Annotated in this window: 21 protein-coding genes and 1 tRNA gene; 11 read left to right on the forward strand and 11 right to left on the reverse strand. The window is 53.8% G+C overall.

The window, feature by feature from the left end:
- The first annotated feature begins 5 nt into the window (after positions 1–5).
- Positions 6–128 (forward strand): hypothetical protein, encoded by a 123-nt coding sequence (locus ACQYWX_RS11950; RefSeq protein ID WP_255509308.1) that lies wholly within the window; start codon positions 6–8, stop codon positions 126–128.
- 179 nt (positions 129–307) lie between these two features.
- Here the strand turns inward: ACQYWX_RS11950 and ACQYWX_RS11955 are convergent, their stop codons facing one another.
- Together ACQYWX_RS11955 and metH are read right to left on the reverse strand one after the other, a co-directional pair.
- The gene (locus ACQYWX_RS11955) at positions 308–535 is read right to left on the reverse strand and encodes a DUF2970 domain-containing protein (RefSeq protein ID WP_216735891.1); all 228 of its coding nucleotides are present in this window, start codon (positions 533–535) and stop codon (positions 308–310) included.
- A gap of 251 nt (positions 536–786) precedes the next feature.
- Positions 787–4,494: a methionine synthase gene (gene metH, locus ACQYWX_RS11960; protein WP_431688914.1), complete on the reverse strand. Its 3,708-nt coding sequence runs from the start codon at positions 4,492–4,494 to the stop codon at positions 787–789.
- A gap of 235 nt (positions 4,495–4,729) precedes the next feature.
- Here metH and nfuA point away from each other — a divergent pair, with 235 nt between their 5' ends.
- Positions 4,730–5,308: a Fe-S biogenesis protein NfuA gene (gene nfuA, locus ACQYWX_RS11965; RefSeq protein ID WP_216735893.1), complete on the forward strand. Its 579-nt coding sequence runs from the start codon at positions 4,730–4,732 to the stop codon at positions 5,306–5,308.
- Between the two features lie 89 nt (positions 5,309–5,397).
- Here nfuA and ACQYWX_RS11970 read toward each other — a convergent pair whose 3' ends face one another.
- From ACQYWX_RS11970 to ACQYWX_RS12000, 7 genes are all read right to left on the reverse strand, one after another.
- Positions 5,398–6,405 (reverse strand): glycosyl transferase family protein, encoded by a 1,008-nt coding sequence (locus tag ACQYWX_RS11970; RefSeq protein ID WP_431688915.1) that lies wholly within the window; start codon positions 6,403–6,405, stop codon positions 5,398–5,400.
- 13 nt (positions 6,406–6,418) lie between these two features.
- On the reverse strand, positions 6,419–6,739 hold the full coding sequence (locus tag ACQYWX_RS11975; RefSeq protein WP_431688916.1) for a TusE/DsrC/DsvC family sulfur relay protein: 321 nt from the start codon (positions 6,737–6,739) through the stop codon (positions 6,419–6,421).
- A 33-nt stretch (positions 6,740–6,772) separates the two neighbouring features.
- The gene (gene tusB, locus ACQYWX_RS11980; protein ID WP_431688917.1) at positions 6,773–7,069 is read right to left on the reverse strand and encodes a sulfurtransferase complex subunit TusB; all 297 of its coding nucleotides are present in this window, start codon (positions 7,067–7,069) and stop codon (positions 6,773–6,775) included.
- A 42-nt stretch (positions 7,070–7,111) separates the two neighbouring features.
- Positions 7,112–7,483, reverse strand: a complete 372-nt coding sequence (tusC, locus tag ACQYWX_RS11985) for a sulfurtransferase complex subunit TusC (protein WP_216735897.1) — start codon at positions 7,481–7,483, stop codon at positions 7,112–7,114.
- Position 7,484: 1 nt separating this feature from the next.
- Positions 7,485–7,880, reverse strand: coding sequence for a sulfurtransferase complex subunit TusD (gene tusD, locus ACQYWX_RS11990; RefSeq protein WP_431688918.1), 396 nt, complete (start codon positions 7,878–7,880; stop codon positions 7,485–7,487).
- Between the two features lie 51 nt (positions 7,881–7,931).
- The gene (locus tag ACQYWX_RS11995; protein ID WP_279508060.1) at positions 7,932–8,627 is read right to left on the reverse strand and encodes a Bax inhibitor-1/YccA family protein; all 696 of its coding nucleotides are present in this window, start codon (positions 8,625–8,627) and stop codon (positions 7,932–7,934) included.
- A 280-nt stretch (positions 8,628–8,907) separates the two neighbouring features.
- Positions 8,908–8,998, reverse strand: a tRNA-Ser gene (locus ACQYWX_RS12000).
- 586 nt (positions 8,999–9,584) lie between these two features.
- Here ACQYWX_RS12000 and ACQYWX_RS12005 point away from each other — a divergent pair.
- The 3 genes from ACQYWX_RS12005 to ACQYWX_RS12015 all read left to right on the forward strand — a co-directional run bounded on the left by ACQYWX_RS12005 (position 9,585) and on the right by ACQYWX_RS12015 (position 13,360).
- Positions 9,585–10,595: a tryptophan--tRNA ligase gene (locus tag ACQYWX_RS12005; protein WP_011396421.1), complete on the forward strand. Its 1,011-nt coding sequence runs from the start codon at positions 9,585–9,587 to the stop codon at positions 10,593–10,595.
- Between the two features lie 32 nt (positions 10,596–10,627).
- Positions 10,628–11,620: a Gfo/Idh/MocA family protein gene (locus tag ACQYWX_RS12010; RefSeq protein ID WP_431688919.1), complete on the forward strand. Its 993-nt coding sequence runs from the start codon at positions 10,628–10,630 to the stop codon at positions 11,618–11,620.
- A 183-nt stretch (positions 11,621–11,803) separates the two neighbouring features.
- Positions 11,804–13,360 (forward strand): sensor histidine kinase, encoded by a 1,557-nt coding sequence (locus ACQYWX_RS12015; RefSeq protein ID WP_431688920.1) that lies wholly within the window; start codon positions 11,804–11,806, stop codon positions 13,358–13,360.
- A gap of 60 nt (positions 13,361–13,420) precedes the next feature.
- Here the strand turns inward: ACQYWX_RS12015 and ACQYWX_RS12020 are convergent, their stop codons facing one another.
- Positions 13,421–14,875: a TrkH family potassium uptake protein gene (locus ACQYWX_RS12020; protein ID WP_431688921.1), complete on the reverse strand. Its 1,455-nt coding sequence runs from the start codon at positions 14,873–14,875 to the stop codon at positions 13,421–13,423.
- 242 nt (positions 14,876–15,117) lie between these two features.
- On the opposite strand from ACQYWX_RS12020, the gene ACQYWX_RS12025 reads away from it, so the two are divergent.
- From ACQYWX_RS12025 to ACQYWX_RS12050, 6 genes are all read left to right on the forward strand, one after another.
- Positions 15,118–15,762 (forward strand): hypothetical protein, encoded by a 645-nt coding sequence (locus tag ACQYWX_RS12025; RefSeq protein WP_431688922.1) that lies wholly within the window; start codon positions 15,118–15,120, stop codon positions 15,760–15,762.
- 253 nt (positions 15,763–16,015) lie between these two features.
- Positions 16,016–16,552: a YfiR family protein gene (locus ACQYWX_RS12030; RefSeq protein WP_216735902.1), complete on the forward strand. Its 537-nt coding sequence runs from the start codon at positions 16,016–16,018 to the stop codon at positions 16,550–16,552.
- A gap of 16 nt (positions 16,553–16,568) precedes the next feature.
- A complete protein-coding gene (locus ACQYWX_RS12035; protein ID WP_431688923.1) occupies positions 16,569–18,035 on the forward strand; it encodes an ATP-binding protein in 1,467 nt (488 codons plus the stop codon).
- 85 nt (positions 18,036–18,120) lie between these two features.
- The gene (locus ACQYWX_RS12040; RefSeq protein WP_127969907.1) at positions 18,121–18,555 is read left to right on the forward strand and encodes a response regulator; all 435 of its coding nucleotides are present in this window, start codon (positions 18,121–18,123) and stop codon (positions 18,553–18,555) included.
- A gap of 11 nt (positions 18,556–18,566) precedes the next feature.
- Entirely contained in the window at positions 18,567–20,246 is a 1,680-nt protein-coding gene (locus ACQYWX_RS12045; RefSeq protein ID WP_216735904.1) for a putative bifunctional diguanylate cyclase/phosphodiesterase, read from the forward strand.
- Between the two features lie 136 nt (positions 20,247–20,382).
- Positions 20,383–22,452, forward strand: a complete 2,070-nt coding sequence (locus ACQYWX_RS12050; protein WP_431688924.1) for a TonB-dependent receptor plug domain-containing protein — start codon at positions 20,383–20,385, stop codon at positions 22,450–22,452.
- 11 nt (positions 22,453–22,463) lie between these two features.
- On the opposite strand, the gene ACQYWX_RS12055 is transcribed toward ACQYWX_RS12050, so the two are convergent.
- Positions 22,464–23,219 (reverse strand): SDR family oxidoreductase, encoded by a 756-nt coding sequence (locus ACQYWX_RS12055; RefSeq protein WP_431688925.1) that lies wholly within the window; start codon positions 23,217–23,219, stop codon positions 22,464–22,466.
- Positions 23,220–23,270 lie beyond the last annotated feature (51 nt).

Raw genomic sequence — 23,270 nt, forward strand, 5'->3', positions numbered from 1 at the left:
GGACTGTGTCAGAAAACAATAATCATAACGCGACTTCAAATCCCGACAGCAAAGTAGACGCCATAGCAGCGGTGGTGCTGATACTCAGCATTGCCTCCATGATGGTGATCTGGGTGGCGGGGCACTGACTGCTGCGGAACTTCATCCCGGGCGGATTATCGAGCCGTTTTTCCTGTTTCCCTGATGTGAGATGAATTAATGAAGCAAAGTGGGGACATGCGTTTCATCCTCACTTTGTCTGGATGCGCCTATAAAAACTTAAGGTGTTAATCCTGAAGGTTGGTCGGAACCTGCCGAGTTATCAGGCTTATGCGACCTGACTCAGTACCAGTTTCACGATAAGCGCCAGCGTCAATACAAACACCACTCCGAATATGATGCCGCCAATGATATAGGCTTTGGGATTGGCCTGTTTAAAGTCTCTTTCCCGGGTCTTGCTGCTTTGCACGCCAAACGCTGCTCCCAATACGCTTACCACTAACTGCCATAGGGAGGGTTTTTGCTCTTTTTCCTTGTGCTCGGACAGGTTGTTCATGATGCTCTCCATACTCGCTTGTCTTATTATTTGACGCCCACACTCAGATTGACCTGGTTTTCCGGCGGGCGCTCCTTCTTATGCTAATCCTCTAGACAAATAGCATCCTTCTATTTGTTTCCTTTGGCTTGTCGCCATACAGGTGCGTCCATGCATTTTGTCCTTCATATTAATAACAAAATCCAGAGTACGAAAAGCCAGACTCTACATGCACTGACGCCCCATGAAAGGGGCGTCTTAGTGCGTGTCGATCAGTTTGGGCTGGAGGGATCGTAACCCAGATTGGGCGACAGCCAGCGCTCGGCTTCCTGTAAGGTCATGCCTTTTCTGGCGGCGTAATCTTCCACCTGATCCCGTTGAATCTTGCCTACGGCGAAATAGCGGGCTTCCGGGTGAGAGAAGTACCAGCCGCTGACGGATGCAGCGGGATACATGGCGTAATGCTCGGTGAGTTTGACGCCGGTATGCAGCTCCGCTTCAAGAACGCTGAACAGCTTGGCTTTTTCTGTATGATCCGGGCAGGCAGGGTAGCCTGGGGCCGGACGAATACCTGCGTACTTCTCTTTGATTAGCGCTTCGTTGTCCAGTTGCTCGCTTGAGGCGTATCCCCAGAACTCTTTGCGCACGCGTTCATGCATGCGTTCAGCGAAGGCTTCCGCCAAGCGGTCCGCAAGGGCTTTGACCATGATGCTGGAGTAGTCGTCGTGCTCGCTTTCGTATTGTTTCGCCAGCTCTTCTGCGCCAATGCCGGCTGTCACCACAAAAGCGCCCACGTAGTCGTCTTTACCTGATTCGGCGGGAGCCACGAAATCCGCCAGTGAATAGTTGGGGCGGTTTTGCTCTCTTTGAGTTTGCTGTCTTAAGTGGCTAAGCGTCGCCAGGGGCGCTGACTTGCTCTCGTCCGTGTACAGGACCGTGTCTTCATCGCTGGTGCGATGGGATGGCCAAATGCCCACGACCGCGCGCGCTTTCAACAGGTTGTTGTCGATAATGTGAGACAGCATTTTCTGGGCGTCCTGGAACAGTTGGCGGGCGGCCTCGCCCACTTTTTCGTCTTGCAGAATGCGTGGATATTTGCCGGCCAGATCCCAGGATATAAAGAAAGGAGTCCAGTCGATGTAATCGACCAGTTCCTGCAGCGGGTAGTCGTCAAAGACCTTAACGCCGGTGAAAGTTGGAGTGGGTGGCGTGTAATCGTTCCAGTCGCCCTGGAATCGGTTGTCCCGCGCCGCAGCCAGAGGAATGGGCTTGGCGGATGGCTCCCGATTCTTCCTTCTTTCTCTTACTTCCTCATATTCCGCACGAATATCCTGCACATAATCCGTCTTTTGCGTGTCGCTCATTAGACGAGTGGCGACGCTGACGCTACGAGATGCGTCAGTGACGTACACGGTCACGTCATTTTTGTATTCCGGCTCAATTTTAACGGCGGTGTGCGCCTTGGAGGTGGTGGCGCCGCCGATCAGCAGAGGAATCTGGAAGTTGAGGCGCTGCATTTCGCGCGCAACGTGCACCATTTCATCCAGGGATGGCGTGATCAGGCCACTGAGGCCAATGATGTCGACATTTTCCTCTTTGGCCACCTGCAATATTTTCTCGCAGGGAACCATGACGCCCAGGTCGATAACCTCATAGTTATTACATTGCAGAACAACGCCCACGATATTCTTGCCGATGTCGTGTACGTCACCCTTGACTGTGGCCATCAGGATGCGGCCTTTGGCTTTCTCTTTGGCGTCTTTTTCCTGCTCAATGTATGGAATCAAATGCGCGACCGCCTGCTTCATAACGCGGGCGCTTTTCACCACCTGGGGCAGGAACATTTTGCCGGAGCCGAACAGGTCGCCGACGACGTTCATGCCGTCCATCAGCGGCCCTTCGATAACTTCGATAGGGCGCGCAGCCGCCAGTCGCGCTTCTTCCGTGTCTTCAAGGATATAGGCGTTCACGCCTTTCACCAGAGCGTGTTCAAGGCGTTTGGTGACCGGCCAGGAGCGCCACTCCTGACTCTCTTCCTGCTTCTTCTCGCCTGTGCTGCGATAACGCTCGGCGGCTTCCAGCAGGCGCTCCGTTGCGTCGGGATGTTTGTTCAGAACGACATCTTCCACCAGCTCTTTGAGCTCGGCGGGAATCTCATCGTAAATAACCAGCTGTGCGGGGTTGACGATACCCATGTTCATGCCGGCGTTGATGGCGTGGAACAGGAATACCGAGTGAATTGCCTCGCGCACGGTGTCATTGCCGCGGAAGGAGAAAGAAACGTTGCTGACGCCGCCGGAGATATTGGCGTAGGGCAGGTTCTCGCGAATCCAGCGGGTGGCCTGAATGAAGTCCACCGCGTAGTTGTTGTGCTCTTCGATTCCGGTGGCGATGGCGAAAATATTCGGGTCGAAAATGATGTCCTGTGGCGGGAATCCCAAGCCAACCAGAATATCGTAGCTGCGTTTGCAGATTTCCGTTTTGCGTTTGTAGGTGTCAGCCTGCCCCGCTTCGTCGAACGCCATGACGACTACTGCAGCGCCATAGCGCATGCAGGATTTCGCTTTGGCGATAAAGTCCTCTTCGCCTTCTTTCAAGCTGATGGAGTTCACCACGGCTTTGCCCTGAATGCAGCGTAGACCCGCTTCGATCACTTCCCATTTTGATGAGTCCACCATAATGGGGACCTTGGAAATATCCGGCTCTGACGCGATCAGGTTCAGGAAGACTTTCATGGCGTCCGCCGACTCCAACATGCCTTCATCCATGTTGATGTCGATGACCTGAGCGCCGTTTTCTACTTGGTCGCGGGCGACATCAAGCGCTTCTTCGTAACTCTCTTCTTTGACCAGACGCAGAAAGCGACGGGAGCCGGTAACGTTGGTGCGTTCGCCTACGTTTACGAAACGGATTTCATCCGTGAGCGTGAAAGGCTCCAGTCCCGAAAGGCGCAGGCGCGGCTTAATGTCAGGAATAGTTCTTGGCGCGTGCTTATCTACCGCTTTTTTGATGGCGGCGATGTGGTCCGGCGTGGTGCCGCAGCAACCGCCAATGATGTTGACGAAACCATCTTGGGCGAAGCCTTCCACGATGGCGGCCATTTCTTCCGGCGTTTGATCGTATTCTCCAAATTCGTTGGGCAAGCCGGCGTTAGGGTGGGCACTGATATAAGTGGTGGCGCGGTTGGACAGCTCTTCCACATACGGACGCAGGGCGTCCGCCCCCAGCGCGCAGTTCAAACCAATGCTGATAGGCCTTGAATGCGCCACGGAATTCCAGAATGCCTCGGCCGTTTGTCCAGACAACGTCCGCCCGGAGGCGTCAGTTATCGTGCCCGAAATCATTATCGGCAGTTCGATATTGTGGTCGATAAAGTACTGCTGTACGGCGTATATACAGGCCTTGGCGTTCAACGTATCGAAAATGGTTTCGATCAGAATGATGTCGCTGCCGCCATCGACCAAGCCTTTGGTGGCTTCGTAATAGTTGTCGACCAGAGTCTGGAAATCGACATTACGGTAACCGGGGTTGTTAACGTCCGGCGAAATGGAGGCGGTGCGAGAGGTTGGGCCTAACACACCGGCGACAAAACGGGGAATGTCGGGCGTTTCCGCTGTTTTCTCCGCCGCCGCTTCACGGGCGACCTTGGCGCTGGCGACATTCAGCTCGTAAACAATGTCTTCCAGTCCGTACTCGGCCTGGGAAACCCAGGTGGCGTTGAAGCTGTTGGTTTCAATGATGTCGGCGCCAGCGTCCAGGTAGGCTTTGTGAATAGCTTTGATAATATGCGGCTGGGTCAGACACAGAAGGTCGTTGTTGCCTTTGATATCGCGGTGGAAGTCCTTGAAGCGCTCGCCTCGGTAATCGGCTTCCTCCAGTTTGTAGCGCTGAATCATGGTTCCCATGGCGCCGTCCAATATCAATATCCGTTTTTTCAGGGAGTCGTTAAGGGCTTCTACTCGTTGGATCCGCGTCAGCATGTGAAAAACCTAGCCGTAGTCATTATGATTCTAAAGGAGGAAAATATTAGCAGATTAAGCCATAAGATGCCCTGTTTGCCTAGGGCTAAGAAGCCTTTTGCAGTATTGCGGAGGCCGATGTGGGAGTATAGGAAAAGCGCGTTTCAGCTAAATCCTACTAAATTGCTAAGGCTTTAACCAACGAGGCTTTTGCTCTACAATTCACAGCATCAATCACCTTTGGGGCTATTTAGGAATGGTAACAGTCACAGAATCGGCTCGCGACTACCTCGCGCAATTACTGGAAAAGCAAAAAACCGAGGGCATGGGCGTGCGCATGTTCGTGACGCAGCCGGGCACCAAGTATGCGGAAACTTGTCTGGCGTACTGTAAGCCAGAAGAAATCATAAAGGATGATGAAAAAGTCGAGTTTGACGCCTTTACTCTGTACTTGGATAAAAACAGCCTGCCATACCTTGAAGAAGCTTTCGTTGACTTCAACACCGAACGCATGGGCGGTCAGCTCACCATTAAAGCGCCCAACGCCAAAATGCCCAAGGTGGACGAAAGCTCTCCATTGCCTGATCGTATCAATTACATCCTGTTTACCGAGATTAATCCGGGGTTGGCCTCCCATGGCGGCGAAGTGTCTTTGGTGGAAGTGGTTGACGACATCGCCGTGCTTAAATTTGGCGGTGGTTGTCAGGGATGTTCGGCGGTGGACTTTACTCTGAAGCAAGGCGTCGAGAAAACGCTGTTGTCGAAAATTCCAGAGTTGAAGGGCGTTCGCGACTCCACGGATCATACGGTCACGGATAACGCCTATTACTCCTAAACATTCCACTATGGGCGCTGGCCTGTATTGGTCATAGAGCGCAGATGAAATAAGGGCGGACATGGTTCGCCCTTTCTATTTCTGTCTCCTCAGAATCGTTGTTTATCCCGTTTGCGCCACCATTCTGTGGCGGTTTCCAGCGCTCCCTGTTGTGACGGGTTGTTTCCAATATATTTCAGCGCTAATGCCAGCGTGCTTATCGCCGCGGCTTCCGCGTATTCATCTTCATCAACTCCTCGCCACACATTAAGCATGTGCTCAATGGAGAGCTCTTCCGCTTTGAGATGGCGTTGCGCAAATAAAGGCGGCCAGGTTTCTTCGAAGGTTTCGCCCTGATGGCTGACGTGCGCTACACATGGAGCGTCCGGGTTGCGTTCGACCTCGCCGCCTTCGCCCTTGATAACGACGGCGGTGGGGTATTGCAACAGGTTGGCGCTGAGCTGGTGTATGGGGTTGTAGGGAGGGTGGAAAATGCCTTGCATGACGAGAGGCGCATGAAGGGGGTTCAGCAGGCGCGCCATGGAGTGCACGGGGGAGCGCAGGCCTAAAATTGAACGCATCTGAATAATGTCGTGCAAACGCGGAGAAAAGCTTTGCAGCGGCATATACACAAAATTACTGGCGTCAAGGGCGCATGCGCCGTCACTCCAGTTGGCGGCGACAGGCAAGCCCAAAGTCTCCACCACTGAACGGGTGTAAAGGCGACCCTGCGTGTGGCCCTCTGAACCGTGCATGAAAATGCGATAGCCGTTCTGGCTGAGCAATAGGGCGGAAAACAGAAACCAGGGTTGATGGCGCTTTTTGCCGGCGTAGGAACTCCAGTCAATATCCACCTTGAGTTCGGGAGCGTTGAATCTGGCTTGCGCCGCTTCCACAAATCCAGCCAGTTCTTCCGGCGTTTCCTCTTTCACCCGCAACAGCATAAGAAAAGCGCCAAGCTGCAGATCCAGCGTATCGCCGTCCAGAATCATGCCCATCGCGACTCGCGCTTCTTCACGGGTCAGTGAGCGAGAGCCCTTTTTGCCTTTACCTAACGCCCTGATAAAAGGAGCGAAAGCATGTTCGTTGCTTTCTTTGGGAAACTTTTCGTTCATCATGGGAGTTCCTTGTTTACAGGCAGTTATTCGGCTTGGGGAGGCCGGCGATTTTGCACGCAATTTTGGCTGGGCCGCCAGGAAACAGCTGCATCAGATAAATGCTGCTGCCTTTATCCTGACCCAGTTTGGCTCCGGTGGTTTTCACCAGAACGCGATTAACCGGAGACAGGCCAAATTCATCATAAAACTCCCGCACCAGATCTATGATTTCCCAATGCTCGGGAGTCAGCGCGATATTCTCGTGCGCGGCGATTTCTTCCGCGATAGTGGGGCTCCAGTCATTCAGGTTGACCAGAAAGCCGTCTTTATCCAGGGGGAGATCCTGTAACGTCATGGGATAGTTTCCGCTTTTGTCTGCGATATGGCTTTAGAACCAGGAAACACTGCGAGGGTGGCGCTCGGTCAGCTCGACGAACTGTGCGTAGTCTGCTGTTGCAATGGCGTCTGCGGCGGCGATGCCTCGCGCCGTCAGATCTTCCTGTAGTGCATGCACCTGGACGCCTGCATCGAGTAGCCCTTGTATCAGTGTGTTTTCCTTATGTTCCTTGGCCCATATTACGCCGTCCTCAATTAAAAGCAGACTGTCATCAGGGCCAATCAATTCGGCGCAGGTTTTAAGCAGTTCGCGATGGCGAATGCCTTTATTGAATATATGTAACACCATGGCGTGTGAGTATTGCTGAAGTAATGAGTTAATGAAGTCGATTCAAAAGCTGAAAATATGATCCGCCGTCGCCATTTTTTCCTTAATGGCGTCGATCTCCAGAGCCTCGACTGGCATGCTCAGATCGTCCGTGCTGAGGGCGAACTTATCTAATGCCTCCATGGAGACAAAGATCTTTTCTACGCCGTAAATCGGCAAAGCTTTGAATCCTTTTGCATGATTTTTCATGGCGATAGGAGCGGGATCGATATTTTTCGACAATTGGAAAACGCCTTCCTCCAGAAAGATGACTTCCACATCCTGATCGAAAACCGCCGCCGCCAGCACTGCATCCAGGCCTTCCGCCCCGTAAGCGTCGCCGAATGGTGGGCGGGTGATCAGGTATAACAAACGCTTTTTGCCTGTTTCGCTCACGTTAGCCTGCTCCAAATGTGATGACGCGGTCGGAATACAGGGTGGCGTCCACAAGCTGTCCGAGCCCGGACAGTTCAAACTCGCTTTGTAGTGAGTCGCCGCTGCGCTGATAGCGTTCAGCTTCCGATGGGGTGATGACGCCGCGCTTAACGCTGGCTCCAATACAGGCGACCAGATCGAGATTATGCTCTCGTTTGAGCGTCGCCCACTCGGCGGGAAGATAGGCGTCGTCCTGTGGCGCAATGCTGAGGGAGGACGCGTTCAGTACGCCGTCATGGTAAAAAAAGATGCGGTAAATGCTATGGCCCCTGGCCAGGACGGCTTTGGCGAACTGGCAGGCGGAGTAGGGCGCCTGTGACGAAAAGGGGGCGCCGTAAACGACAATGGTGTATTTCATGACAAATAAAAAAGCCCGGTTAGACCGGGCTTATGTTAAACCTATTTAGGATCAATCGTCACCGCCGAACGCCAGGATCAGGTTCAGCAGGCTGATAAACAGGTTGTAGATAGACGCGTACAGAGATACCGCCGCCAGGATGTAGTTGGTCTCACCGCCATGAACGATTTCGCTGGTCTGATACAGGATACCTGCGGACGCGAACAGTACGATAGCGCCTGAGATCGCCAGTGAGAACGCGCTGCTCTGGATGAAGAAGCTCATGATGATGCAGCCTACGATGACCCAGAAACCTGCAACCAGGAAACCGGCCAGGAAGCTGAAGTCTTTCTTGCTGATCAGGGCGTAAGCGGACAGACCAAAGAATACGAATGCGGTCAGACCCAGTGCGCTGGTTACCGCCTGTGCGGCGCCGCCTGCGATCAACTGTCCAACGATCGGACCAATTGTCAGACCCAGCAGGCCGGTGAATGCGAACGCCAGCACCAAGCCCCATACGCTGTTAGCGACTCTTTGAATCACAAAGCTGATCGCCAGGGCGCCGAAGAACGCGCCGTAATGCACGATTGCGTTGAACGGCATGCTTGATGACAAGAATGCAGTGAAGGCGGAAAAGGCCAGGGTCATGCCCAGTAGCCAGTAAGTGTTTTTCAGAACGTTGGCGGCGGTGGACGAATCTACTGCCGTTCCGTAGCCTTGCCTAAAGTCGGCGACGGCTGATTCATTGTTAAAGCGTCTGTTATCCATGAACGTCTCCAGTTAAAAAGCTATTTGGTTCTATATTAGTGACGGAAAGGGAAATTTCAATCTTTGTCGTAGCCAAAGAAGATAAATTATTCGTTACAGAAAGCCTTGTGTGTCGGGGTTTTCAGGTAAAAGTTCAATATACGTGTTGATACGAAAGAATTTATCCGACGGATTAAGTGAAAGGTTAGACTTTGAGTAAAACGAAGAAGAAGCTAGGAGATAAGAGTGAGGATTCGGCGAATACTGCTTTAGATCCTCTCCGCAAGGGCGGAGAAAGAAGTGGCGGTGAGCCAGGGATTCGAACCCCGGGTAGGCTATTAACCTACGGCGGTTTTCAAGACCGCTGCTTTCAACCACTCAGCCAGCTCACCGTTAAGAGTGTCTGTGTGACACGAGCCGTGCATAATACTCAAAATTTTTTGGGTGTCAACAGGTTTGAAGAATGCGCCCTAACAAAGTTCTTCAGTGACTAACATTTAAGCATAAATAAGGCCCAGCCTGTTTAGTTGTGGCTAAAGAATACGCTGGGCGATGATTTCAATCCTCGCCCGGGTCGTACAGCTTGAAGTGATATTTAACCAATGAGCGGTTAAGAGTTCTTAGTCCGCACTGCCGCCCAAACGTACAGCGCCTGTCATTTTTGGCCTGCCGTAGAGCTCGGGCGAACCTGGGTCGGCTGTTTTTCAGTTGAGTGCGTTGGATAAGAAAGCCGTCATAACGATTGTTGCGGTAAATCCAGCGCCAATGGAAGCCTCGCCTAAGATCGCTGCGAAAAGCGCTGACCCATGGCTGGCGCCTACCGAAAAAGACTTTCTCTTTAGGGTACTTTTTAGGCTTGCGGATACTGTCTGCTCCTTTATTTACTTTTTACAGTTATTGCGGCCCCGCATACTGTCTTCAAGTCTGTAATCTGATATCTTTCCAGCCCTTGTTTTATTCCGCGAAAGTACAGAGTCCATGAGCAAGCAGATTGTATTAACGGGTATCACCACTACCGGCATTCCTCACCTGGGTAACTATGCGGGCGCTATTCGTCCCGCCATTGAAGCCAGTAAGCAGGACGGGGTGCAGTCTTATTTCTTCCTGGCGGATTATCACGCCTTGATCAAGTGCCACGAGCCTGAGCGCGTCAGGGAGTCCACCAAAGCCATCGCGGCGACTTGGCTTGCTTGCGGTCTGGACCCGGAAAAAGTGACGTTCTACCGTCAATCCGATATTCCGGAAATTCTTGAACTGAACTGGTTGCTGACCAGCGTGACGGCGAAAGGTCTGATGAACCGCGCTCACGCTTATAAAGCCGCAGTGCAGGAGAATATTGAGAAAGGCGACGCCGATCCAGACAAAGGCGTGACCATGGGCCTGTTCAGCTATCCGGTGCTAATGTCGGCGGACATTCTGATGTTCAATGCGCACAAGGTGCCTGTCGGTAAGGATCAGGTGCAGCATCTGGAAATGTGTCGTGATATCGCGGCTCGCTTTAACCATATCTTCGGCGAAACCTTCGTGTTGCCGGAAGTGGTGGTCAGTGAGGAGTCCATGGTGTTGCCTGGTCTGGACGGGCGCAAAATGAGCAAGAGCTACAACAACACCATTCCTTTGTTCGAGCCGGAAAAGAAATTCAGAAAGCTGATCAACAAAATCGTCACCAACTCGTTGGAGCCTGGTGAACCGAAAGAGACCGACGGCTGCAGCCTGTTTGCGATTTATTCCGCATTCGCCAAACCAGAAGAAGTGGCGAACATGCGTAAGCAATACGCGGAAGGCATCGGTTGGGGCGAAACCAAGAAGCAGTTGTTCGAATACTTGAACGAGATCCTGGCCGATAAGCGTGAACGCTATAACGAACTGATGCAGGACCCCGCCTACATTGAAGCTACGCTGCAGCAAGGCGCGGAAAAGGCCAGAGAAAAGGCGGCGGTATTGCTGGCCAAGGCCAAGCAGGCGGTAGGCATCGGGCCTATTCGCTAATCGATTGACTCGACAGGCGGACGGAAAGGGATATGCGCACATTCAACTGGGGTGTTATTGCGCCAGGGCGCATCGCCCAACGTTTCGCCGCCTGCTTTGAGAGTATTGACGGCGCCAGAGTGCTGGCGGTGGCCAGCTCCAATCGCGAGCGCGGCGATGCTTTCGCCCAACACTTTGGCTGCGAACGGGTTTACGGGGATTACACTGAACTCGCCCGTGACCCGGACATTGACGCCATCTATATCGCCAATCCCCATCGTTATCATTTAGAAACTGCGCTGCTGTGCATCGAAGCCGGCAAGCCTGTGCTATGTGAAAAACCGTTGACCGTTTCCGCTGCGCAGGCGCGCGCATTGATGGACGCCGCCTCTCACCATCAGGTTTTCCTGATGGAGGCGCTCTGGACGCGTTTCATACCTGTCTGGCGTCAGGTCAAACAATGGCTGGACGCCGGCGCGATAGGCGATGTGGTCCTGATGGACTCCCGTTTCGGCTTCAAAGCGGAAAGGGTTCAGGGAGATCGTCTGTTCGAATTGAACCTTGCCGGCGGTTCACTGCTTGATATCGGTATCTATAACCTTTCCATGTCCCAGTTTGTCATGGGGCGTGATCCAGTCTCCTTTATATGCGATGGCGTGGTGGGCGAAACCGGCGTGGACGAACGGGTTTCCGCCATTCTCAATTATGGCGGCCCGGCCAGTCAGTTCACCTGTAATCTGCTGTCCAACACGGACAATCGTTTTCTGATCTACGGCTCCAAAGGACGCATTGAAGTCCCCGCTGATTTTTGGGAAGCCTCGACCGTGACGCTGACTACGGATGACGGCGTCTCCGAGACGTTTGAGGGGCCGCTGTTGGCGAACGGGTTCGAGTATCAGGTCATGCACGCGATGGAGCGCATTCGCGCTGGCGAACTGCAGAGCGATGTGATTCCCTGGCGCGATACCCTCGCCACCCAGACTTTAATGGACGCCATGCTTGCCCGCCTGGGCGTGGTCTATCCCTTCCTCTCCGAGCGGCAATAAGCGCCAGCGGCTAAACTTTCCTGCAATACCACATACTGATCAAATAGTTTGCGTCTGTTGAGACCGCTGGATTATTGGTAATTGGAATGATAGAAAGTCCATTTTCGACAGCCTGCAATTATGGTGAGCCGATTATGTTCTGGCTGCCGCTGTCGGCGTTTATGAATGCTAAGGAATCAATGCGTGCTGAAGGATATTAACGCTCATTTCAAACCGAAGGACTTCTGGCTGGCGACCCTGATTATGCTGGGCGCCATGCTGGCGTCACTGGTGATCACTCAAGTGCTGGCGCACCCCAGCGTATTGCTGGTGCTGTTTCTTGGGGTGCTCGTCGCCGGCCTTAAAACCAGTGTCTGGCCCGCCTTATGGAGCTCGCTGCTGGGCTTTTTCGCTTATAACTACTTCTTTACCCATCCTCATTACACCCTGAAGGTCACGCATTTAGAGGACCTGTTAACGATTATCTTCTTCCTGCTCTTATCTACCATCAGCGGCAATCTTGCTGTGCGTCTGAAAGAGCAGGTTTCTGCGATTCGCGAGAGCAAGCGGGAGGTAGAGGATCTGCTGTCCCTGAGCAGCAAGCTGAGTCTGGCCCCGGATCGGGCCTCCATCATGCAGGTGGCGCTCAAAGAAATGGCCAAGCTTGTCGGCGCGCCAGTGCTGGCGTTTGAAAAGGGACAAGGTGAGCCTGGCGGCGCGGTGGATGCGCGTGGAGAACCATTTTCTTTGCCCCCGCCTGAGTTGGAACTCGCCAGACGCATATGGGAGCAGTCAGGTCTGGATTCCACGGGCGCGCTGACTTCTCCTGAGCAGCCATCCCAATACAAGTGGCTGCCGGTGCGTTCGGAAATGGGAGTGCTTTGTCTGCTGGGCGTCCCAGATGGGGCATACAAAGCTTTGGACTGGGAAACCCACAGCCGCATCAGCAATCTGACGCAGCAGCTGAAGTTGTCTCTGCTCAGGACCAAACTCAACGAGGAACTGGAGGAAGTGCGCTTTCAGGCTGAGACTGAGCGTCTGCGGGCGGCGTTGCTTTCATCTGTTTCCCATGACTTGAAAACGCCCTTGGCGGCGATGATCGGCGCGGCGGGCAGTCTGTTGCAATATCACGACCGCCTGTCCGACGAGGACCGCAGAGAGCTGATGGAAACCACCTTGCAGGAAGCGGAGCGTTTGGACCGCTATATCCAGAATCTGCTGGATATGACCCGTCTGGGATACGGCGCTTTGAAGCTGCACCGGGACTGGACTTCTCTGCACGATATAGTCGGCGCCGCGGTGAAAAGACTGGTGAATGAACTTAAGCCTTTAAAGGTCAATATTGAGCTGGCTGCGGACATTCCGCTGCTGTACGTGCATGCCGCCCTGTTGGAGCAGGCGCTGATCAATATTCTGGAGAACGCCGCCAAGTTTTCGCCGGAAGGCGGCCGCATCGACATTCTGGCCAGAGTGGAGGATACGAGCCTGATCATTGATGTGGTCGATCAGGGGCCGGGGATTCCGGCGGAAGAGCGGGAGCAGGTGTTCAATATGTTCTATTCCGTCACCAAAGGCGACCGCAAGCCCAGTACCGGGCTGGGGCTGGCCATTTGTCACGGCATGATCGGCGCCCATGGCGGCTCGGTGGAGGCGTTGGATGGTAAAGAAGGGCGTGGCGCGGATATCCGCATTGTCTTGCCGGTAGACCCACTCCCGGACTCGGATCTTGATGGAGATCCGGAGGAGGGTGAAGCGGAGTAGGCTTTTTTACGCTATCCGCTATCCGCTATCCGCTATCCGCTATCCGCTATCCGCTATCCGCTATCTGCGCCAGAAATGGGGCAGGAAGATGGCCAGAAGCGTGAAGTATTCCAGACGCCCCAGGATCATGCCGAAGGACAGCACCCAGGTGCCTGTGTCGCTGACCGGGGCGAAGTTGCTGCCCAGTTCCGCAAACGCCGGACCCAGCACGTTGAGGCAGGCCGCTACGGCGGTGAAAGAAGACCAGAACTCCAATCCTGTCGCCATCAGCGCTAAAGTCAGTATCAGTGTGCTGCCGGCGGCGAAGCTCATGAAGGCGGCCGTCGCGCTGGTGACGTCAGAGCCGACGGAGCGTCCCTGATATTTCATGACGAATACGCCGCGAGGATGCACGATCCGCTTGAACTCAAGACTGATGGATTTGATGGAAATGATGTTGCGAATGATCTTGTTGCCGCCGGCGGTGGAGCCTGCGCAGCCTCCCAGATAGCCAGCGAAGACCAGCAGCATGGCGGTGGCTTCCGGCCAGTCTGTGAAGCTGGCGGCGCCAAATCCGGTGCTGGTGATGAAGGAAACCAGATGGAAAGCGGAGTCGCTGAGCGCGGTGAAAGGGTCGTGGTACTTCTGCGCTTTCAACAGCATGATGCACAAAAGCAATGACAAACCCGCCACAATCAGCAGGAACGTGCGGGTTTCTTCGTCTTTGAGGTACACAAAGGGATTGCGGGCGCGGAACACCTTGAAGTGCAAGGCGAAGCTGATAGCGCCAAGCAGCATGAACACATCAGAAACCGCTAGAATCAGATGGCTTTGGAAGTACCCCATACTGGCGTCGTGAGTGGAGAATCCACCTGTGGAAACGGTAGTGAAGCTGTGCGCGACCGCGTCGTAAAAGCTCATGCCGGCGACGAAATAGGCGAGGGCGCACAGCACGGTGATGGCGATATAAACAATCCAGAGATAGTGCGCCGTATTGGCGACACGCGGCGATAGCTTATCGTCTTTGACCGGTCCGGGCGTTTCCGCCTTCAACAGTTTCATGCCGCCCACGTTCAACATGGGCAATACCGCCACCACGAATATCACCACTCCTAAGCCTCCCAGCCATTGCAGGAACTGTCGATACAGCAGGAAGGTTTTGGGTAATTCGTCCAGTCCGCTCAGAACGGTGGCGCCGGTTGTGGTCAGGGCGCTGATGGATTCAAACACGCCATCGGTGAAGCTGACGCCTGTAACCAGAATAATGGGGATCGCTCCCAAGACGCCGCTGCACATCCAGGTGAGACTGGCGAACAGCAATGAATCGCGATAGCCAATTTTGGTGAGATCGGATTTGCGATAGCGGGACCAGAATAAGTAGGACGCCGCCAGCATCGCTAAGGCGGGAGCCATAAAGGCCTGCTGCACGTTGTCGCGAAACAACGCCACGGACAGCGCGCCGAAAATCAATTGCACGCCTCCCATCAATGCGACCGGGAAGGTTAGTAGGTAGAGAGTGGCTCGTCTGTTGATCACGCTGCGGCGAAACTGTCTGAAATAGCTTGGAAACCAAGTATTAAAGTTTATCAAGGCGCGGATTACCAGACCGTAAAAATTCCGTAAAAAAAGCCGGTTAGGGCCCATGCAGGCGGGCCGCTGATGGAAATTGTCATTCGAACATTAAATAATCGACAAAGACGGTTAGGTGAAAGCGTTCTCCTGAAGTGGGCGGTAGGCGGACGATGTGGCGACAAGGAAACAATAGGGAGTTTATGTCTATGAATCAGTGTTATCTAAAATCGGGAGCGCGTCTGCTGGGCGCGGTGGTGTTGTGTTTATCCAGTGCGTCTATGGCGCAGGAGGGAGCAAGCGATCCGGCGCTCGCTTTGGCCACCCCGGGCGGCAAGGCGTTGCGGGGTGAATATGGCTTTGTCGGCCAGTTCTCGTGTGTGCAGACGCCATTGCAGCCGCCGCCTGCGACAGGGTTCGATCCAGAACCGCCCCACAGCCTGCTGGTAGAGGGCGAGGCGGTTTCTGTGGCGGGTTATGGCGTGATGACGTTTTCTCCAGCTGGAACGGTGGACTTGAATGTCACTGGCTCCCTGATCGGACTGGATAAAACCGCGGTCGGCGACGCCCCTGTCACCGCACGCATCGCTGGAAGCTGCCCGGGAGGTCATTATCAATTACTGGAAAACCACCGGCTTTCAGTGGAGTTTCCCAACTGCCAGGAGAGCGTTCCGGGCTTTAGCGCCAGTGGCGGGCCGTTGCGATTCGAAGGGTTAATCGCGCGGGACCGGCGCTGGATCAAACTGGCGATGGTGGATGGCGGCGTGCAGACCTATGACATCGCCATTCCTGGATATCCTGAACTCCAGAACCAGCGCGCCTGCATACAAACCTTTGTCATGGACAGAATGTAGCTTTGTCGATGGTTTTCCTCTTCATCCGCTAAGGTGTTTGCAATCGCCGCCGAGTGGCGGCGATTCTGCATTCTTTTTACAGTTTTTATTTTTATTTCAATAATTTGAGCTAAACTCAGCCACTAAGGTTGAGTTTTACTGCGTATTTCCGAAACGCTGCGGCCGACTCTGAAAATCAGGAATGGCGTCTCGGCCGCTGGATTTGATTCACCGCACAGACAGCGAATAACAAAGAAAAATATAGCAATCGTTTATGCTTTCGGGTTTAGGGAAACGCTTCTGCAGACTGTTTCTGATCCTGACCGCTGTCCTGGGGACGTGGGAGCAGGCGTACGCCCGTTCCGAATACGAAATCAAAGCCGCGTACCTTTATAACTTCATCAAGTTCGTCACTTGGACTGATACCGAGGCGACGGCTTCCGCCATCGATATTTGTGTCTATGGAGAGGACCCTTTCAAGGAAATTCTCCATCCGCTTAAGACTCTTACCGCACACGGAAAACCCATCAATTTGTTGTACCCCGCCAAGCCTGCGGACGCTGCCGTCTGCGAGGTGCTGTTCATCAGTCGGGAGGAGAAGCGTCAGTTACCGGCGATTCTCTCCCAGGTGGGACGGAATGTTTTGACCGTGAGCGATATGAAAGATTTCGCCAACTCCGGCGGCATGATCGGGTTTGTGACTGTCGGCAATGTGATCCGGTTTGAAATAAATTTATCCAGCGCCCGCGAGGCCGGTCTCGATATCAGCTCCAAGCTGCTCGAACTGGCCCTGGACGTGATCAAGAAGTAGGTAGGTACAGCAGAACATGAAATGGTCTCAGATGCCGATAAAACACAAGCTGATCATGATGACGTTGTTCACCAGCGTGATCGGCATTGTGGTGGTCAGCCTGAGTTTCATCTGGTACGAGAACCTTACTTACAAAGACCAGCTGAAACAGGAAATGAACGTCATTGGAAAAATTCTGGCGGACCGCAGCAACGCCGCCCTGGTGTTCAGCGATACGGCGCAACTGCAGGATAACGTCAACAGCCTGAAATTACGTCAGTCTATCGAACTGTCCTGTATCTACGACGCCATGGGGCAGCCATTGAGCAGCTTCTCCCGCCGGCAGGACCTGCAATGCCCCCTGGCGCCCGCCGCCAATGAAGGGGAGTTCACCAACAGTTATTTTCATCTGACTCAGGCTATTGAGCTGGATGGCGAAAGCATCGGCAAACTGTATATCCGCTCTTCCTTGCAGGAATTAATAGGGCACTTGCAAAACTATATCGCCACCACCGCGATCGTATCCGCACTGGTGGTGATGGCGTTATTACTGGTGTCCAGCATGTTGCAGCGCATCATTTCCACGCCGCTGGTGCATTTGACGGAAACCGCCACCCGCATCGCCAGAGTGAAGGACTACAGTCTGCGGGCGGAACAGGAGAGTGAAGACGAGATCGGGCAGTTGGTGGTGGCTTTTAATTCCATGTTGGACACCATTGAAGAGCAGAATGCGCAGATTCTGCATAATTACGAGAATCTGGAGAAAATCGTGGCGCAGAGAACCGTGGAGTTGCGTTCCGCCAACAAGGAGCTGGAGGCGTTCAGCTACTCGGTTTCCCATGACCTTCGCCAGCCCCTGCGCGCCATTGATGGTTTCAGCGACGCGCTCTTGGAAGACTGCTCTGACCAGCTTGACGAAGTCGCCATGGATTACCTCAACCGTGTGCGCGCCGCCAGTCAGCGCATGGGGCGTCTGATCGACAGTATGCTCACTTTGTCGAGAGTGACCCGCTATAAAGTGGAAAGCAAAGACGTGAATCTCAGCAACCTGGCGGCGACCATCGTTGAAGCTTTGCAGGCGGATCAGCCGGAGCGGCATGTAGAGGTGGTCATTCAGCCGGACTTAATGACCCAGGGGGATGAAAATCTGCTTGGCGTGGCGCTTTCCAATCTTATTGGCAACGCCTGGAAATACTCCTCAAAACTCTCCCTTGCGAGAATTGAATTCGGCGCCATTGACAAAGACGGCGAGCGGATATTTTATGTGAAAGACAACGGCGCAGGGTTTGATATGAAATATGCGGACAAGTTGTTCGTCGCCTTCAACCGTTTGCACTCTCCCGCAGAGTTTGAGGGCAGCGGCATCGGGTTGGCGACAGTGTCCCGGGTGATCAGCCGTCATCGCGGTCGGATATGGGCGGAATCGCAGCCTGGAGAGGGCTGCGCCTTCTACTTTACATTAAACGATGCGGCGGTGGACGCACACGAGACTGGGGCGCGCTGAATAGTCAGCGTGTAAATTTGTATAAATTAAAATAATAGGCCTAGACTTGGTTAGTGGACTGAGAGAATCGCTGATGCAACAGTGCATGATATTACTGGTTGAGGATAACCCTGATGATGAGGCGTTGGCGTTAAGAGCATTAAAGAAAGCTAACCCGAAAACACAGGTGGTGGTGGCGCGGGATGGCCAGCAGGCCCTGGATTTTGTGTTTGGTGAAGGCGACTATCAGGGACGCAACGTCGCTGAGCAGCCTGTAGTGATTTTTCTCGACATGAAGTTACCCAAGCTGAATGGATTGGATGTGCTGAGAAATATTCGGAACGACCAAAGGACCTGTTTGTTGCCAGTCGTGATTCTGACCTCGTCAGATGAATCCAGCGACATCAAGGAAGCCTATCGCCTGGGCGCGAACAGCTATATCAACAAGCCTGTTAATTTTACTGAGTTTTCCCGTCAGATGAACCTGATGGGAGAATACTGGTTGGACATCAATCGGCCTCCGTTATGCAAGCTTCAGTGACCGGAGCGACTATGCGACAGGGTTTGCGCCTTCTGGTGGTGGACGACTCGGAAGACGACGCCATCCTGTTGATCAGGGAATTGCGCAAAGGCGGCATGCTGCCCAACTATACCCGCGTGGACAATGAGCACGACATGCGCAAGATGCTCGGCGCTCAACAGTGGGACATCATTATCACCGACCACAATATGCCTGGGTTTTCCTCCGAAGAAGCCCTGGCGGTCGTGCGTGAGGCGGAGTTGGATGTGCCGGTAATCATCGTTTCCGGCACCATTGGCGAAGACGTCGCCGTGCGGGCGATGAAAGCCGGGGCTCATGATTACATCATGAAGGATAATCTGGCGCGCCTGCTGCCAGCTATTCAGCGTGAGCTGAAAGAAGCCACAGTTCGCGACGCCCGCAAACGCGCCGAGCGCACGCTGCATCATATGGCGTACCACGACAGCCTGACCGATCTGGTGAATCGTCGTGAATTCGAACGTCGCCTGAAAAGCGCCCTCAACAGCAGCAAGGAGCGTGGTCTGACCCACATGCTGCTGTATCTGGATCTGGATCAGTTCAAGATCATCAACGATACCTGCGGACATGTTGCTGGCGACGAATTGCTCAAGCAACTGGCCATACTGCTGTCCAAACATATTCGCGAAAGCGATACGCTGGCCCGTTTGGGCGGCGACGAATTCGGAATACTTTTGGAGAGCTGTGCGGAACGTCGCGCCATTCAACTGGCGCAAGAGCTGAACAGCGAGGTGAGAAATTTCCGCTTCGTCTGGCAACAGAAACCGTTCACCATCAGTTTGAGTATCGGCGTTGTCGCGGTCACCAGTGAGTACGGGTCTGGCGCGGAGATTCTCAGTCACGCTGATATCGCGTGTTACGCCGCCAAAGACAAAGGCCGCAACACGATTCAGGTCTATCAAAGCGACGACGTGGAAATGAAGCGTCGTCGTACTGAGATGCAGTGGATCAGCCGCATCCGCATCGCATTGGAGGAAAACCGGTTTTTCCTGCACCAGCAACCTATGGAGCGTATTGGCCCGGACCACGGCGCAGGATTGCATACCGAGTTCCTGCTGCGTTTGCGGGAAGGCGACGAAGTAATCCCCCCTGGCGCATTTATTCCCGCCGCCGAACGCTACAGTTTGATGCCCCTGATCGATCGCAGAGTTATCGAGCTGGTATTCCAATATCTCGCCGAAAGCGGCAAAGGGATGGCGGACGACGGCGCCTACTTCATCAACCTGTCAGGCACTTCGTTAAGCGACGACAAGGTGTTCGAGGATATTCGCAAGAATCTCAGAAAATACAAAATCCGCCCTGAGCGCATCTGTTTTGAGATAACGGAAACCGCCGCCATCGCCCATTTGGCGGAAACCGTGGAGTTTATCCGTGAGATCAGGGAAGAGGGGTTCAAGTTCGCGTTGGATGACTTCGGTTGCGGCATGAGCTCCTTCTCTTACTTAAAAACCATCCCGGTGGATTATCTGAAGATTGACGGCAGCTTTGTGCGCAACATGCTGTCCGATCCGATTGACGTGGGGATCGTCGAAGCCTGCAACCGTATTGGACATGCGGCGGGACTAACGACCATCGCCGAGTTTGTGGAAAACGAGCAGATTAAGGAAAAACTGATCGAAATAGGCGTGGATTATGCGCAGGGCTTCGCTATCAGTAAGCCCAAGCCGTTGTAATTAATAAAATTTCTTCCGCCCTCTTTTCGCACAGATCAAATCCTGCTGCTATGCTTAGCTAAGACGTGCGCGGCTGGCTGTATCTTATGTTCGACGCGTCATCCTGTCCGCAGCAATCAAACGCGATACGACTCATATGATTACAACTAGAAAGGTTTGCGCGTTAAGTCTGGCTCTTGCCGCTTCGGCAGGGTACGCCGCTGACGATAATCTCTTTGAAGACAGCCTCTGGGCGCTATCCCCCGAAGAACTGGGACAAATCCGCGTCACCAGCATCGCCTCGGGCACCATCACCCCACTGGACAAAGCCGCAGCCGTCACCACGGTCATTACCGCGGAAGACATTGCGGCCATGGGGGCGACCGATATTGACGAAGTGCTGGAGACGGTGCCGGGTTTGCATGTCGGTAGGTCTTTTCAGGCCTATTTCCCACTTTATACATTTCGAGGAATATCAGGGTCGGATTACAACCCGCAAGCGCTATTGCTGATCAACGGCTCCCCGCTCACCACGCTGGCTTTCGGCAATCGCTACACCATATGGGGCGGCATGCCGGTCAAATCCATCAGCCGCATCGAGGTGATCCGAGGACCAGGCTCCGCCTTGTATGGCGCGGACGCGTTTGCCGGAGTCATTAACGTCATTACCAAAACCGCCAGTGAAATGGAAGGAACGCTGGCGGGAACCCGCGCAGGCAGTTTCGATACCTATTCCGCATGGCTGTTGCATGGCGGACGCATTGGCGACCTTCAGTTGGGCGTTACCCTGGAGTACATGGATACAAGAGGGCAGAAAGAAGAAATCAAAGAGGATTTCATGGCGCTGCTTGCGCCAGACGACTCTCTGGCTCCCGGGGAGGTGAACCTGGGACGTCGGCAGGCGGAAGTGCATATGGACATGTCCTACAAGGACGTAACGGTTAGAGCGGGTTACCAGGGACGTTACGGCGTTGAGACGGGGGCCGGGGTCGCGCAGGCGCTGGACCCTGAAGGGGAATACGCCAGCGATCGTCTGACCTTGGAGTTTTTGCACACCAATCAGGACTGGTTTGAAGACTGGGAGATATCCACTCAACTGACCTATTTTTTCGGCAGACAGAAGCCCACCGAAACCTCTGTGATTTTCCCTTCCACTTTCGGCGGCGCCTTTCCGGATAGGGTATTGGCGGAGCCAGGTTATAAAGAACAGCATGCAAGAATTCAGTTGTCCTCCATTTTCAGAGGCTGGAAAGACCATCGCATCCGCACAGGCGTAGGTTATTTCTGGGGCGATCTCTACGAAACGACGGAAAAGAAAAACTTCCTCAGCGGTCTGGTTCCCAACCCGGGAGGATTTGAAGACTTTTCCGATAGCGATGAGGTCTGGCTGCCTGAGAAAGACAGAACCAGCTATTTCATATTCCTGCAGGACGAATGGCAATTCACTCAAAACTGGCAACTGACCTCCGGCCTGAGGTATGACCATTACTCGGACTTTGGCGAAACGATCAACCCCAGGATTGCTTTGGTCTGGGCGACCACGGACACGCTGACCACCAAATTGCTGTATGGGCGCGCATTCCGTGCGCCATCCTTTGTTGAACTCTACGCCATCGCCAATCCTGTCTCGCTGGGCAATCCCGATCTGGACCCGGAAACCATCGACAGTTATGAGTTCGCCGTCAGCTACCAGCCCACCGCCAAGCTGCAATACAGCGGAAATCTGTTCTACTACAAAATCGATGATTTCATCGTCTTTGAGGACAGCAAAGCGGCTAACGCGGGCAACCGCAAGGGACGAGGTTGGGAGTTTGAGGTGAGTTACGCCGTTTCCGACGAGCTGAAAATGACGGCGAACTACGCCTACCAGCGTGCGACGGATGAAGAGTCAGGCAAAGACGTGGGTGACGCGCCTAACTACCAGGCCTATGGGCGTATTGATTACAATATTGTCCCCAACACCAGCGTATCCACTCAGATTAACTGGATTGGTGAGCAAAAGAGGGCGGATGGAGATGATAGAGATCCTGTCTCTGATTACGCCACGGTGGACTTCACTGTGAGACGCAAAACACTGGAGGATCGGCTGGAGATTGCGTTTTCCGTCCGCAATGTGTTTGATCGCGAAGCCTACGCGCCCAGCACATCCCGGCCAATGGTGGCGATCCCAGGAGACCTGCCCCTGGCGGGGCGCAGCCTGTATGGAGAGGTCTCCTATAGGTTTTAGGAACGAAGGGCTTATTGGGCGGTATAGCCGCCATCAATAGAAATTGTCTGTCCGTTTAAATAAGACGCGGAATCCGACAGCATCCAACATACCGCTTCCGCGACTTCCTGTTGCGTCCCTAGACGTCCCTGCGGGTGCAGAGATTGAGCGAAAGCCATAACTTCAGGATTGCTTAAAGCCTGCTCGTTGCCGGGAGTGGGAATCCAACCGGGACATATCGCATTGATGCGAATATTGCGCGCAGCGTATTCCAGGGACGCCGCTTTGGTGAGGCCAATAATGGCGTGCTTGGAAGCGACATACGCCGCCAATCCCATGCCCGTGCCTACCAGGCCATAAATGGACGACATATTTACAATCGCCCCGGACTTATTGCTTAACAGGGCTGGGATCTGATGCTTCATGCATAACCAGGCGCCTTTGGTATTGATGTTGAAGACTCGGTCCCATTCCTGTTCGGATAACTCCGTCAACGGTCCGACCGGCTCCGCCGCTCCCGCATTGTTAAACGCGCCGTCTAACTTACCGAACGTCTCAATAATTTGAGCAAGCGCGTTTTTGATATCACTTTCCGAAGAAACGTCTGCAGGGATGCTGATGGCCTGTCCACCGGCTTCAGTAATATGGCGCACCGTATCTTCGGACTCTTTCGATCTGCGTGCGATAACCGCTACTTTGGCGCCGTAGTCCGCCAGCTTGATCGCTGTGCTTCTACCAATGCCGGAACTAGCGCCCGTGACCATCACCACTTTTCCATCCAGCTTCATGAGATAAACCTCCTAAATGTATAAATGAGTCTGTGTGCGTCCAATGGTGAT

It is taken from the genome of Hahella sp. NBU794 (assembly GCF_050749805.1).
In the GTDB taxonomy this organism is placed as follows: Bacteria; Pseudomonadota; Gammaproteobacteria; order Pseudomonadales; family Oleiphilaceae; genus Hahella.

Excerpts from the sequence above, each read along its gene's own strand:
- ACQYWX_RS11955 (WP_216735891.1), bottom strand. The coding sequence starts at position 535 with ATGAACAACCTGTCCGAGCACAAGGAAAAAGAGCAAAAACCCTCCCTA.
- metH (WP_431688914.1), bottom strand. The coding sequence starts at position 4,494 with ATGCTGACGCGGATCCAACGAGTAGAAGCCCTTAACGACTCCCTGAAA.
- nfuA (WP_216735893.1), top strand. The coding sequence starts at position 4,730 with ATGGTAACAGTCACAGAATCGGCTCGCGACTACCTCGCGCAATTACTG.
- ACQYWX_RS11970 (WP_431688915.1), bottom strand. The coding sequence starts at position 6,405 with ATGATGAACGAAAAGTTTCCCAAAGAAAGCAACGAACATGCTTTCGCT.
- ACQYWX_RS11975 (WP_431688916.1), bottom strand. The coding sequence starts at position 6,739 with ATGACGTTACAGGATCTCCCCCTGGATAAAGACGGCTTTCTGGTCAAC.
- tusB (WP_431688917.1), bottom strand. The coding sequence starts at position 7,069 with ATGGTGTTACATATATTCAATAAAGGCATTCGCCATCGCGAACTGCTT.
- tusD (WP_431688918.1), bottom strand. The coding sequence starts at position 7,880 with ATGAAATACACCATTGTCGTTTACGGCGCCCCCTTTTCGTCACAGGCG.
- ACQYWX_RS11995 (WP_279508060.1), bottom strand. The coding sequence starts at position 8,627 with ATGGATAACAGACGCTTTAACAATGAATCAGCCGTCGCCGACTTTAGG.
- ACQYWX_RS12005 (WP_011396421.1), top strand. The coding sequence starts at position 9,585 with ATGAGCAAGCAGATTGTATTAACGGGTATCACCACTACCGGCATTCCT.
- ACQYWX_RS12010 (WP_431688919.1), top strand. The coding sequence starts at position 10,628 with ATGCGCACATTCAACTGGGGTGTTATTGCGCCAGGGCGCATCGCCCAA.
- ACQYWX_RS12025 (WP_431688922.1), top strand. The coding sequence starts at position 15,118 with ATGAATCAGTGTTATCTAAAATCGGGAGCGCGTCTGCTGGGCGCGGTG.
- ACQYWX_RS12030 (WP_216735902.1), top strand. The coding sequence starts at position 16,016 with ATGCTTTCGGGTTTAGGGAAACGCTTCTGCAGACTGTTTCTGATCCTG.
- ACQYWX_RS12035 (WP_431688923.1), top strand. The coding sequence starts at position 16,569 with ATGAAATGGTCTCAGATGCCGATAAAACACAAGCTGATCATGATGACG.
- ACQYWX_RS12040 (WP_127969907.1), top strand. The coding sequence starts at position 18,121 with ATGATATTACTGGTTGAGGATAACCCTGATGATGAGGCGTTGGCGTTA.
- ACQYWX_RS12045 (WP_216735904.1), top strand. The coding sequence starts at position 18,567 with ATGCGACAGGGTTTGCGCCTTCTGGTGGTGGACGACTCGGAAGACGAC.
- ACQYWX_RS12050 (WP_431688924.1), top strand. The coding sequence starts at position 20,383 with ATGATTACAACTAGAAAGGTTTGCGCGTTAAGTCTGGCTCTTGCCGCT.
- ACQYWX_RS12055 (WP_431688925.1), bottom strand. The coding sequence starts at position 23,219 with ATGAAGCTGGATGGAAAAGTGGTGATGGTCACGGGCGCTAGTTCCGGC.